This is a genomic window from Pseudoalteromonas sp. SR43-2 (assembly GCF_014163885.1).
GTDB lineage: Bacteria > Pseudomonadota > Gammaproteobacteria > Enterobacterales > Alteromonadaceae > Pseudoalteromonas > Pseudoalteromonas distincta.
Genome location: NZ_JACJED010000012.1, coordinates 66,645 through 79,992, shown reverse-complemented (window position 1 = coordinate 79,992; position 13,348 = coordinate 66,645). Strand labels below are relative to the sequence as shown.

At 39.6% G+C, this 13,348-nt stretch carries 9 protein-coding genes; 7 read left to right on the top strand and 2 right to left on the bottom strand.

Annotated features, from left to right (window positions below):
- Nucleotides 1–215 precede the first annotated feature (215 nt).
- The 4 genes from H5120_RS11730 (at nucleotide 216) to H5120_RS11715 (ending at nucleotide 3,003) form a co-directional block, all read left to right on the top strand.
- Nucleotides 216–830, top strand: coding sequence for a PQ-loop repeat-containing protein (locus H5120_RS11730; protein WP_182672142.1), 615 nt, complete (start codon nucleotides 216–218; stop codon nucleotides 828–830).
- A 70-nt stretch (nucleotides 831–900) separates the two neighbouring features.
- Nucleotides 901–1,725 (top strand): hypothetical protein, encoded by an 825-nt coding sequence (locus tag H5120_RS11725; protein ID WP_182674503.1) that lies wholly within the window; start codon nucleotides 901–903, stop codon nucleotides 1,723–1,725.
- Nucleotides 1,722–2,195 carry a pilin gene (locus tag H5120_RS11720; RefSeq protein ID WP_154903804.1) on the top strand — a complete coding sequence of 158 codons (474 nt, stop codon included), beginning with the start codon at nucleotides 1,722–1,724 and terminating at the stop codon, nucleotides 2,193–2,195. The genes H5120_RS11725 and H5120_RS11720 overlap by 4 nt, the downstream gene beginning before the upstream one ends.
- Before the next feature lie 19 nt (nucleotides 2,196–2,214).
- Nucleotides 2,215–3,003, top strand: coding sequence for a PhzF family phenazine biosynthesis protein (locus H5120_RS11715; RefSeq protein WP_182674501.1), 789 nt, complete (start codon nucleotides 2,215–2,217; stop codon nucleotides 3,001–3,003).
- 69 nt (nucleotides 3,004–3,072) lie between these two features.
- Here H5120_RS11715 and H5120_RS11710 read toward each other — a convergent pair whose 3' ends face one another.
- The gene (locus H5120_RS11710) at nucleotides 3,073–5,580 is read right to left on the bottom strand and encodes a zinc-dependent metalloprotease (RefSeq protein WP_182674500.1); all 2,508 of its coding nucleotides are present in this window, start codon (nucleotides 5,578–5,580) and stop codon (nucleotides 3,073–3,075) included.
- A 288-nt stretch (nucleotides 5,581–5,868) separates the two neighbouring features.
- Here H5120_RS11710 and H5120_RS11705 point away from each other — a divergent pair, with 288 nt between their 5' ends.
- Both H5120_RS11705 and H5120_RS11700 read left to right on the top strand, forming a co-directional pair.
- Nucleotides 5,869–7,047 carry an efflux RND transporter periplasmic adaptor subunit gene (locus H5120_RS11705; RefSeq protein ID WP_182674498.1) on the top strand — a complete coding sequence of 393 codons (1,179 nt, stop codon included), beginning with the start codon at nucleotides 5,869–5,871 and terminating at the stop codon, nucleotides 7,045–7,047.
- A gap of 14 nt (nucleotides 7,048–7,061) precedes the next feature.
- Nucleotides 7,062–10,217, top strand: coding sequence for an efflux RND transporter permease subunit (locus H5120_RS11700; protein ID WP_182672100.1), 3,156 nt, complete (start codon nucleotides 7,062–7,064; stop codon nucleotides 10,215–10,217).
- A 114-nt stretch (nucleotides 10,218–10,331) separates the two neighbouring features.
- Here H5120_RS11700 and H5120_RS11695 read toward each other — a convergent pair whose 3' ends face one another.
- The gene (locus H5120_RS11695; protein WP_024595584.1) at nucleotides 10,332–10,784 is read right to left on the bottom strand and encodes a cytochrome c; all 453 of its coding nucleotides are present in this window, start codon (nucleotides 10,782–10,784) and stop codon (nucleotides 10,332–10,334) included.
- Nucleotides 10,785–11,009: 225 nt separating this feature from the next.
- Here H5120_RS11695 and H5120_RS11690 point away from each other — a divergent pair, with 225 nt between their 5' ends.
- Nucleotides 11,010–13,343, top strand: coding sequence for a S8 family serine peptidase (locus tag H5120_RS11690; protein WP_182674496.1), 2,334 nt, complete (start codon nucleotides 11,010–11,012; stop codon nucleotides 13,341–13,343).
- The last annotated feature ends 5 nt before the right edge of the window (nucleotides 13,344–13,348 follow it).

Sequence of the window (13,348 nt, the reverse complement as noted above, 5' to 3'; positions counted from 1 at the left end):
GGTTTCCTATTAAATAAGTAAACCGTGAACTTAATTCTACGGTTTTTGTATACCTAGCTTGCCAGTACCTAAAATAAGAATGTCTTATTTAGTTGAGTTAAATTTACGCGGCTCTACAATGCCGCGCTCATAGTAAAAGCCTTTTAAAAACAGATGTTTATTAAATGTTTTTATTTCTGTTTTTAATTAACATTTATATAACGAGCGAGGTTGCTTTGGCGCATTATTTGCCTATATTGTCTTCTTTTATTTTGGTTTTTAGTTTTTTACCATTACTAAACAAAATTCGAAAAAATCGTAGTGTCTCTGGTTTGTCACTATTAATGATGACATTTGGATTAGCACAAAGCCTTTATTTTATAACCTACAATATTTTCTTTGAGCGCTATTATATTGCGTTACCATTTATTGTAACCGGTGCATTAAGCGGGCTTATTTTATATTTTTTTGCACGTTTCAACGCAGCTAAACGAGAACGTGTACAGCTGGTTACTATGCTAGGTTTTTCGTTACTGCCTTTTTCACTGCTTTTAAATTCAAGCCTTGATACTGCAACGGTATTAAGCGCTTTAACGTATGTTGGTCTTGTGATGAGTTCGGTACGTGTTATGCCGCAAACTTATAAAACATTGCGTACGGGTAATGTGAATAATTTAAGCGCGCGCTACTTTAGCTTGCAGTTTATTGCTGGTATTTGCGGCTTAGTTGTTGAGCTTACGACAGTTGCTCCAAGCACGGCGCACTTACTTATGTTTATTATGCTATTGCTTACCAATGCTGTGCAATTTGGTTGTATGCAATACTATAGAATGCGACCTGTAATGGCTTAAAAACAAGCTACTTAAGTTCCTATTTAGCCTAATTTATGGCAAATTACTTTATCTAACAAAAGGATAAAGTATGAATTGGAATCAGTTTGGCTATATTTGCCGTGTTAATAGCTCTAAAACACTAAGTACAGAGCAAAAAGATGAGCTAAGTACACAGTCCCATTTAAATATGTATGGCAATAGCGGGTCGCATAGTAAATTAGCGCATAATCTGGTGGCGCAAATTGCATCTCAAGATGAAGCAACATCGCAAAAGCAAGCTGCGTATTATCAATGTTTACCGGAATTAGTTAACGAATTTAAGTTTGAGCACAAGGGCTGGCTTAGTTACTTAACCATTGTATTTGTTATTTATGTTTTATCCTCTTTGTTGTATCAGTCTTTTGTTGTGCCTACTTTTGTAGAGATATATAGCAAGCATACTATTTCTTTAAATCATGTATTTGATGATTATTTTACGTACTGGTATGTGCCAATTATTTTACTCTTTTTATTGCTGAGTGTTATTTTTACCGTTATTTTAAAGCTAAAAAATGTAAGTGCTCTCACAGAGCTAAAGCCTTTTTCGGGTTTATTTAAATTTCTTATTCCTCGTCAATTAATTAATGAGCATAACTCTTTAATTACCACGCTATTATTTCCAAGTAATCATAAAAAGGGTGTTAAAGCCTCTACACCTCAAACCCAGCACTTAGCTCAATGCGAGCTGCTAGGTTTAGAAACCCAAGAAGAATTTAAAGCGTTATTAAAGCAGCAGCTAAAGTTATTTAACACACATATTAAAAGCTTTATAAGTAAGCTCGTTATTGTTTATGGTTTGGTCATTGTTGTGTCTATTTGCTTATTTGTGAAAGCGGCTTATCAACCACTATTTATGCTAGGAGAAGTGCTATGAGAACAAAAGGATTTACGTTAATAGAGTTGATGGTGGTGGTGTCTATTATTGGTATTTTAGCTGCGGTTGCGCTACCTCAATACAGTAAGTATATACAACGAGCAGAACTTGTTGACCCACTTGCAATGGCTGCTGCCATTAGAGAAGACGTTACGGTTTATTATCTTGAAAACAGGCGTTTTCCAGCAAGCAATGAACAAGCAGGTGTGCCAGCAAGTAAATTTTTGATTGGCAATCGGGTAACGGGTATTACAGTTGATAATGGTGCTATTCATATTAGCTTGGGTAATAAAGCTTCACAGCTTTTGAAAAATACAGTTTTAACATTCAGACCGGCTGTTGTAACGGGAAGCCCTACAAGCCCAATTGCGTGGTTATGTGGGTTTGACGAGCCGGTGACTGGCATGCAAGCGGTTGGCGAAAATAAAACAACAGTACCAAAAGAAATTTTACCTTCAGCGTGTATATAAAATAGTTTGGGGAATTAAAATGCAATTAGCTATTCATCAAATTGATGCGTTTACGGATGAGTTATTTAAAGGTAACTATGCGGCAGTGATCCCACTAGAATCGTGGTTAAGTGACGATTTAATGTTAAAGATTGGCGCTGAGAATAACGTATCTGAAACTGCTTTTACCTACCTGCAAGACGATGGAAGTTTTGTTATTCGCTGGTTTTCGCCGTTGATGGAAATCGACTTTTGTGGTCACGCCACACTTGCGGCTGCCTATGTTTTATGTGAAGAGCATAATATATCGAAAATTCGCTTTGTTGCTGATGCGGTGGGCTCGCTAATCGTTAATAGAAACGCTGATGGCAGCTTTGCAATGACCTTTCCTAAACAAGCACCTATTGAGGTACAAAATGTACCGCAGCAATTGCTTGATGGCTTGTCTATACAACCGAGCAAAGTACTTAAAAATCGCCAAGCTTACTTTGCTATTTATGAAAATGCCGATCAAATACTTGAATTAAAAACTAACTCAGAGCTTTTAAAAACGCTTTATCCACTTGATGTAGTGGCCACTGCTCCAAGTGCTGAATATGATTTTATATCTCGTTATTTTTGGCCTGCAAGCGGTGGCGACGAAGATTATGTAACGGGCTCAATTCATACTGGCTTGGCACCTTACTGGGCGCAGCAATTGGATAAAACTACGTTAAGTGCTTATCAGGCTTCAAGCAGAGGCGGGCATTTAATTTGCAAAGTGGATGATACAACCGTCACTTTGACCGGACATGCTGTAAGGTATTTAAAAGGCACTATTTATATTTAAACTGTGAATTAAGTTATAAAAAAGGCCACGTAAATCGTGGCCTTGGTTTACTCAATTAGTAGAGGTATTTTATGCTTCTAGCGCTTTTGCAATTAAGCGATCAATATATTTTTTATGCGCTTTAGTTGCTGTATCTGCACCCCAAGCAACACTGGTATCGGCTATTTGAGTTAGCTGATATAACGCTGCTGTTTTAGCCAAGTTATCGTATTTGCTTGCTTTGCCAAGACCAGCAATTGCAATTAACTGGTTAACATACTCAATTTGTAAGTTGTGACTAATAGAGTTTGCGTCTTTGCTTTTCACGAAAATGCTGGCGGTTAAATCTTCCATAAACTGAGTTAGGCTGTATTCGTTACCGTACAGAGCTGTGTCAGAAATACGCAGTAATACCGCTGGGTGTAGTAACTGTGCAAGTACAGACTTTTGCATTCCTAAAATCATTTGGTGTGCTTTAGGGTCTTCATTTTTGCCATAGTGATTAAAGCCACGACGTTGCAGCTGTAAGTAGCTATAAAGAGGTTGCATGTTTTGTAGTACATCTGGTGCAAATACAAACTTGGCTAGTATATCCATTGCTTGTGTTTGACGCTCAAGCGATACCGGTGTAAATGGTTTATCTGCATTTGTATCACCCACTACAGCGCGCTCAACGTATACGCCACCAATCTGGCGAGAAACCACACCTGCTTGAGCTCGGTACTGACCAAATAAGCTATTAGCAGAGGTAACAAGCTGTTGGTAAGACTCACCTTTAACCGTTGCTTTATCTTTTAGCTCAGTAAATAGTTTATTAATTAGTGCCATACGATCTGCGCCATAGGCAGCAGGGTTTGACGACAAATCACCAATCATTACACGTGGATCGATATGGCGACCTGGTGCGCGCATATCGTCTGCATCGTTACCAAAGGCAAGGGCATGTTCACTTGAACGAGCAAGTATTTTTTCAAGTCGAGCTTGCTCAGCAGCTTCATCTGCAAGCGCTACGCTGTAGCCATAGTTAATTGCCCAATCATCGTAAGGACCAGGTTTTGTTTGAAAAATATCACCTTGCTGCACACCAATTGGGGCAATGTTAGCGGGTGCATAATCCATAACAGAACCGGTTACTATGCCTTGGGTTTTGTTTTTATCGTGTACTTCTTTTTCATCCCACAAAATTGATGATTTCATATTATGGTTAAGACCTAAAGTATGGCCAACTTCGTGAAGTACCAATTGCGTTAGACCTTGGCGAAGCATTTCTTTATCTTCAATTTTGTCGCCGCTATCAAGGCCTTTGGCAAGCATTAGATTTTGTTGAATCTCATGCCCAAGAGAGCAATTTAGCTCGCCGGTATTTGTTGTTTCACCGTGGCTCATTGTTCCTTGTGTGAAAAGTGTGTCGTAAATCCAGCGGTTTTTCATAAATACAAACTCAAGCATAATGTCTGAGCCCAGTATTTCGCCTGTTAATGGGTTAGCAAGTGCTGGCCCGTATCCGCCAAATGGAGGCTTAGGTGACGAAGTCCAACGCAGTACGTTGTAATTGATATCGCCCGCATCCCAGTCTGCATCGTCTGGTTGTACTTTTACCTCTAAGGCATTTTTAAAGCCGGCTTTTTCAAAAGAGCTATTCCACGTTAAAACAGCGTCACGAATAGTATCGCGCCATTCAATGGGTGTGGTGTTTTCTATCCACCAAGTAATTGGTTTTACTGGCTCTGAAAGCGCTGCACTTGGGTCTTTCTTTTGTAAGTCCCAGCGTTTTATAACATCTTGATAAGGTGCCCAATCGGTAGATGTCATTTGATCGAATTGATTTGTAAAATAACCAATGCGCGCATCATCCATACGTGGTGCGTAGTTATTGCTAGGTAGAGCGACAAACGAGTGCTGAACTTTTACCGATACGCTACGCGGGTCACTTACTGCATTTGAGCCACGTACCGTTGGGCTTGGGTTAGTAAATACGTAATCAACAACCACGTCTAAGTTATTAGGATATGGACGTTGTTTAATAATGCGTGATTTTTTATCGTCTAGTTTACCTACTTTAAAGCGTTTTTTAGCGTTTTTATCTGCTGGATTTGGCGTAGGTGATACTTTATGAAGTGCTTCGCTTAAAAATAACTTATTTACATTAAATGCTATTTTACCGTCTTCTTCTTTTTCTATTTTAATGCTCGCAAGTACCGCTTCACTAATATTGGCATCACTTGCTTTTGAAATTGCACTACTTTCGTCAAATTTGTAGCGAGGTGTTTTGCTAATGATATCGATACGATCAAAGTATTTTCTAAATTCAATTAATTTAGTTTCGCGGTACGAACCACGATAATGGCCTGCATCTGTAACGCCATCGACAGTGTGCGCAAAATACACAAACGGCGTATTGAGTTGGGACTGGTTAATCACCATAAGGTGCTTACCGGTTTTTTCGTCTTGATAAAGGCTAAATATACCGGCAAATTCGGTTTGTCCTTTGATCATTTCGCTAAGTGTTTTTGACTCTTTTTCGTCTTTTTTATCGGCTGCAAATGCATGGCTGCCAAACGCTAAGCTAAGCGCAAGGGTGATGGTCGTTAATTTCATTTTGAGACTTTTAATATTTGTTAATTTAATTGGACTGTACGTAAATTAATTTAATTTCGCACATCTTCGCGATGAAATTTAAGTGTTTAACTCTAACAAACTGATATTAATGAATAAAAGTTTGTAACAAAATATAACGAATGAGGTGAGCTGCATGTGAAGTTATATTCTATAGCCCTAAATAGCAGCGGTTTATATGTATTTGCAACAGTTGCTTACAAATGTCACCTTAATGTTTCATATGGCTCTGGTATTATGGCGTTAATAGAATTTTGGGGATAATAGGATATGCAAACAAATTCACTTAGATGGGTTTTTCCATTTGTAGCGCTCATTGTTGGTGTTGTTGGCTTTATGGGAATCAATGCCATTGCAAAAGATCCAGAAAAAAAAGAAGTAATTGATACTCGTCCAACAGTGCAAGTTGAGCCAGTGATTGCAAACGATCATCAAGTTATTATTAATAGCTACGGTGAAGTAAAGCCTCTTGAAAATACACTGCTCTCGGCGCAGGTGTCGGGCGAGGTGTTAAGTTGGCATCCTAATTTTGTAGCCGGTGGCATAGTTGCTCGCGGTGAAACCTTATTCACTATCGAAAAAGACAACTATGAAGCAGCAGTACTTGTTGCTGAGGCTGATGTTGCTCGAGCACAGGCTGCCCTTATTGAGGAGCAGGCTCAGGCACAGGTAGCCGAAGACGAAGCAAAGCGCTTTCCAAGTAAAGCGCGCACAGATTTATTTTTACGTAAACCTCAAGTGTTAAGTGCTCAAGCTGCAGTTAAATCGGCGCAAGCAGCTTTAAAGCGTGCGCAACGCGATTTAGATAATTGTGAAGTAACCGCTCCTTACGATGCTTTAGTGGTTAGCCGTAATGTAGGTGTTGGCCAGTTTGTCACTATGGGTTCGCAAGTTGCTGAACTCAATAATATTGAGACCGCTGAAGTGATTATTCCTATAGCAGGGTTCGATAGCGTTTTTTTGCCAGAGCGTATTAAAGGTATTACCGCAACGATTATTCAAAAAGGCCTAAACAGCTTCACCCGTGAAGGTGTAATTGACCGCGACCTAGGGATTGTTGATAACGCTACGCGTATGAGCAGTTTAGTAGTGCGTATAGAAGACCCATACGGTCTTAAGAATATACAACCAGCCATTAAGTTTGGTAGCTACGTACAGGTAAATTTTGCAGGTGCAATGCTTAATAATATTTACCGCTTACCGCAAGAGTTAGTTAATAACAAAACCGTATGGATCGTTAATGAAGAGCAGCAACTTGAGCCGCGCAAAGTCACAGTTATTCGTGAAGAGGGTGAGTACTTTTACATCAGTGATGGTTTGCAAGCAGATGATAAGTTGGTGATTACTTTGCCAGAATATCCGCAAAAAGGCATGGCTGTAAAAATTGCGGGCCTTCAAAATACTAAAAATACAGAGGCACTTGAAAATGCTTCCACTGAAAAATTATAAAGGTAGGCTGAGTTATGAGTAACACTGAACTACCAAATACAGCGCCTAACGCTGAAAAACAAACCGGTATTATTGCTTACTTCGCTAATAACTCCGTTGCTGCCAACCTAATGATGATTTTTATTGTGGTGATGGGAATTATTAGCTTTCTAAATATCCAACGCCAAATGTTTCCTAATGTAGAAATTAACTACATTAATATTGAGGCTAATTACCCCGGTGCCTCTCCTCAGGAAATAGAAGAAAGCATACTTATAAAAATTGAAGAGTCGCTAAAAGATGTGACCGAAATTAAAAAAGGTGTGTACAGGGCATTTAGAAATGGCGGTAGAGCAAGTCTTGAAATTAATACTGATGTAGAGCTGACCGATATACTCGATAAAGTTAAGTTACGGGTTGATGGTATAGCAACGTTTCCTGCCGGTATGGAACCGGTCACCATAAGTCAGGTTGAGTTTAGGCAAGATGTTATAGGTATGACGCTCGTTGCTGACTTGCCGCTTACTGAGCTTAAGCCTATAGCAAACCAAATAGAGGATGAGTTACTACAGCTATCTAACGTGTCGTTAGTGGTAAACGATGTTCCTCTTGATGAAATAGCAATTGAAATCGAACCCGATACGCTGCGTCAATATAACCTAACTCTTAGTGATGTAATGAATGCAGTGCGTCGTTACTCAGCTAACTTTTCGGCGGGGCAGCTAAAAACAGACGCAGGTGTTATTTCTGTTCGCGTCGAAAATCAGTTTTACTCAGGTGAAGAATTTAGACAAATACCGGTAAAAATAGGGGCTAATGGCGCTAAAGTGTTACTGCAAGATATTGCCGTGATTAAAGATCAGTTCACTGAAGGTGAGCGTTACTTTAAATTCAATGGTGAAAATGCGGTTTATATATCGGTGAAAGCGACCGAAGAGCAAAGTATTATCCCAGTTGCTGATTCAGTAAAAGCATTTATAGAATTAAAAAATAAAGAGCTACCACTGGGGGTTCGCTTAGAGCCATTAATGGATATGACGTACTACTTAAATGCTCGCTTAGACATGATGGTTACAAACCTTATTCAGGGTGCTGTTTTGGTTGCAATTATGCTATCAATCTTTTTACGCTTTAAGTTGGCATTATGGGTAATGATTGGTTTACCAGTGTGCTTTTTGGGCGCAATGATGATGATGCCACTGTTTGGTGTAACCATTAATATTTTATCACTTTTTGCTTTTATTATGGTGCTAGGGATTGTGGTGGACGATGCCATTGTCATAGGCGAAAGTGCCTACACCGAAATAGAGAAAAAAGGCGGCGGTGTTGTTAATGTGATTAATGGCGCAAAACGCGTAGCAACCCCTGCAACTTTTGGTGTACTAACTACCATTGCAGTATTTGCTCCATTTACGTTATCTACAGGCCCAGAAAGTGCCTTCTTTTATGGTATAGCTGTGGTGGTAATGCTGTGCTTGGTATTTAGTTTGATTGAATCAAAGTTGATATTGCCTGCCCATATTGCTCACACTCATTTTTCACCAATAAAAGAGGGGGGCTGGCGAGATCGGTTTAATACGCGATTTTTTGGTTTTGTAAATGGCCCATATAAACGCTTTGTTATACGTTGTGTTGAATGGCGTTGGTCAGTGCTATTTTCATTTATTGCTCTATTAATCGTAACCTTTGCTTTAATCTCATCAAATCAAGTTCGTACCGGGTTTATGCCAAAGATCCCGCATGACTACCCGCAAATAAATCTAGAAATGAATGACAATGTATCAGACATACAAACAATAAATGCTATTCGTGAAATAGAAGCGATGGTGATTGCGATTGATGAAGATACCGAACGCAAATATGGTCAAAAACTCATAAGAGATATTTTAGTATTTAACCAAGGGCGAACTGAAGCACAAGTGCTTGTTCCCCTTGTTGATGAAAGTATAAGGCCTTATAACGCGTTTGAATTATCACGACGTTGGCGCGAGGCGATGCCCGATATTGCCGGTGTTAAATCATTAACCATTTATGATGATGTAAATGGAGGGAGCAGTGACGGCGAATTTGGTTATTTATTATATGGCTCTGATATTGATACATTAAATAATGCAGGACGTCGTTTTATAGAGTTGCTGCAACAGCAAGAAGGTTTGTTTGATATTAGCTCAACAATAGATCCTGCAAGTAAAGAAGTGCAAATGAGCCTAAAACCGGTCGCTTACGACTTAGGTTTAGACTTAGCTTCTATTGCAAATCAAGTTGGGGCAAGCTTTTACGGTGGTGAGGCTCAACGTGTTATTCGCCGAGGCGAGGAAGTACGTGTAATGGTGCGTTACCCTAAACTGACTCGAGAGGCATTTTCGTCACTTAAGCATGCGGTTGTTACTACCCCACAGGGCCGTGAAGTACTGCTTGGTGATGTAGTTGAACTTACTGAAACACCAGGTATTAGTTATATCCGCCGTGAAGGGGGCTATCGTACTGTGTATGTTTATGGAAACATAGATGAAGAAGTGATTGAGCCAAACGAAGTTGTAGATCAAATTAAAGAAAAGCTACTACCACAACTTAAAGAAGAATATCCAAGTGTTAAGTCAGAACTAGGTGGCGCCATTGAAGAGCAACAAGATCAGGCTAATCAGCAGAAGATGTTTTTCTTCGGCGGTATGATTTTGGTGTATATTTTATTAGCCGTACCCCTTAAGAGTTATGCGCAACCACTTATTGTTATGTCGGTGATTCCATTTAGCTTAACGGGAGCAATATGGGGGCATTACTGGTTTGGTTTGGATATAACTTTAATGTCTGGCTTTGGTATTATTGCAGCAGCAGGGGTGGTTATAAACGACTCACTCGTTATGACCGATTATGTGAATCAAGCCCGTAAAACAGGTGTTAGTATTAAAAATGCTGTAATAGATGCCGGTTGTGCTCGATTCAGACCTATATTACTTACTTCAATTACTACATTTGCAGGTGTATTGCCCATTATGTTTGAAACAAGCCTGCAGGCTAAGTTTGTAATACCTATGGCGGTAGCGCTTGGTTTTGCAGTGATGTTTGCAACATTAATAACACTTATATTAGTGCCATGCTTATACATTATATTAAGTGATATTGGTAAGGTGTTTACACGAATTTTGGGTGGGATTAGGACCGTATTTAAACGTCGCCCGCAGAAGGTTTAGCTCAATAAATAACATACGGGCTTAAATGCCGGGTACAAAAAAGCACTGAATGATTAACCATTCAGTGCTTTTTATCATTTGTTGTTACTACATTAAGTATTAAAACAACAATAATTAATCTTTAAATTGCTTATGGCAATCTTTACAGCCTTTAGCCCATGCGCCAAAAGCTTTACCAATTACGGCCTTATCGCCAGATTGAGCCGCTACTGCTAGCTCATCTGCGTATTGTTGGAATGCAGTTGCTTTTTTCATAAAAGTATCGTTTTCAGACCAAACAGCAGCAAGTGCAGCTGTGTCGCCTTTATCTGTTCCTTCGTAAAACGCTTCCCATGGCATTTTTGAAAGTGCAGCTGCGTTGTTAGCACGCTTTTTAAATTGCTCTGCGTCAAAAGGTACTTTACCTTTTAGCATTGCGCCCATGTCACCAATTTGTACTGAGATCATTGAAAACGCTGCTTGGCGGTATTCAATCGCGTCACTTGGCTCTTTAAATGCAGAATTTGCCGATACGCTAAATGCACACGTTGCCAGTGCTATTGTTGCTAATACTTTTTTTAATTTCATGTTTGCCCCTTTTAAAGTAATTGTTAATCCTGTTTTATATTAGCTTCTTTAAATGTTCAAGTTAATATATGTGCTTAATAATTGTTTCTTTAACTAAGCATACAATGATTACCCTATCGTTACATCTATTGTCTTTATTGTTAATGACTGTAAACGCCTCGTTGTTATTTTGATTGTTGTTGTGTAACGTCACACCATCATAAAAATAACTAACAAAGAGAGTTTATGAAAAATAATATTTTTAAAATGTCAGCATTGTCTGCTGCAATAGTGGTATCACTTTCTGGTTGTGGAAGTAGTGATGACGATAATAAAAGTAGCGTACCATTAGTTACTGACGTAGCGCCTAAAGCGAGCGATGTAGTTGTTGTAGATTTAAAACAATGGATCCCTGTTACTGCAGAATTTAAAGCCAGCGATAACGATGGCGATGCACTTACATTTAGCTTCACGGAAAATGGTGAAGAAGTGGTTGCAGAAGATGGCGTATTCACATTTAGTCACGGTACTCTAACTGTAGAGGGAACATCATTTACTTATGTTCCAATGACGGATGATGATGCAGTTATCGATTACACTGTAAACGCAAATGGTAAAACGGCTTCTGCACAAATAAACATTTCAGGAGTTGTTGGTGACCCATTAGCAAATCAACAATGGCACCTAAATAATACAGGCCAAAAAGCATACTCATTAAGCGATGAAATGAAGCAGGGCTTAGTTAATTTATATGTAAATCTATTTGGCGATACCGAAGAAGAAGCGCAAGCAAGTGTTGATACTAGTTTTGCTAATGCAGAAGCTACAGGTTTGGTTGCTGGTGAAGATATGAATGTAACAGCCGCTTATGCTCAAGGCGTTACAGGAGCTGGTGTAACTGCTGTTGTTGTTGACTCAGGTATGGAAATTCGCCACGAAGATTTAGTAGATAACGTATTACCAAATCGTTCTTTAAACCTTAACGCTGAAGCGCTAGATCGTACAGACCCTACAAGTACATCAAACAGTGGTGACCACGGAACAAGTGTTGCCGGCTTAATTGCAGCAAAAGGTTGGAATGGCAAAGGCGGCCGTGGTGTTGCACCTGATGCAGGCTTAATCGGTATGAACTACCTTGGTGGAGATAAAGTAGCACAAACTGATTTACTTGCTCATGGCTTCCCTGGTAGTGGTATTAGTACGTCTGAAAATATTTCAGCCTTTAACCGCAGTTACGGTATTACGTTCCCTACGTTTATCGGTTATTCAGAGCTAGATGAGGCAATTGAGTCTTACCCTAACCTTAACCTTCGTGACGGTAAAGGTGCGCTAAATATGAAATCTAGCGGTAACTCATTTGAAGACGGTGGCGATGAAGGTTCTTTATGTGCTGACAATGGTGCAAATGACTTAGGTTTAACTTGTTATAATGGCGCTTTTGAGCCAAGCCAAGGCCACCCTTATTATTTAAGTGTTGCTGCAGTAAATGCTAATGGTAAACATACTAGCTATTCTACAGCGGGTGCTAACGTAATGGTGTCGGCTCCAGCGGGTGAGTATGGTCGTTTTGCACCTGCAATGGTAACAACAGATCAAATGACTTGTATTAATGGTTATTCAGGTTTCAATGGTGGTTCTATTGCAGCATGGGCTGCTGCTTATGGTGAAGAGTTTGCTGCAAGTCAATATCCATTTAACTACCCAGGCCATGCAGACAATGCAAGCTGTAACTATACTTCAACGTTTAATGGTACATCATCTGCTGCGCCAAATGCATCGGGTGTGGTATCGTTAATTCTTTCGGCTAATCCAGATTTAACATGGCGTGACGTTCGCCATATCCTTGCATCAACTAGCACTTTAATTGATGCAGATAATGCTGCTGTTAAATTAACAGTTGGTGAAGGCGAATTTGTTGCTCACGACGGTTGGATTGAAAACTCTGCCGGTTATAACTTCAATAACTTATATGGTTTTGGTCGTGCTGATGCTGGAGCTGCGGTTTCTATGGCAAAGGCTTACGATGTTGCTTTAGGTGAACAAGTTATTACTCAGTGGAATGGTGTTGGTTCAGCAGTTGCTGAAGACGCACTTGCACTAGAAATTCCAGATAACAATGCAGCGGGTCTTACACAAGAAATTGAAGTGACTGAAGAGCTAAGCATTGAAGCAATGCAGTTTAAGTTTGATGTAAGTAATGCTGAAATGGGCTTTGGCTTAAGCGATGGTACACAAACTTCAGCCGGGACAGATTTAGCTATAGAAGTTACATCGCCAGCGGGTACAAGAAGTGTATTACTGTCATCTAAGCAAGCTTTATTCTACCCAGCATATAGTTTCACTAGCAGTTGGAGTGTTGGCTATATACTAAAAGATGCAGTAATGCTTTCAAATGCGTTTTATGGTGAGTCGACTAAAGGCACTTGGACAGTTCGTTTACTAGATACGAGCGCAGATAGCTATGCACTTAGTAAAGGTGATGACAATGGTTTAGGTGTAGTAGGTATTAGCAATAATAGTTCAGCAAGTGTTTTAGAGGGTGTGTCTTTACGCGCATTCGGTCACGCAGGTCAAGAGTAAGGATT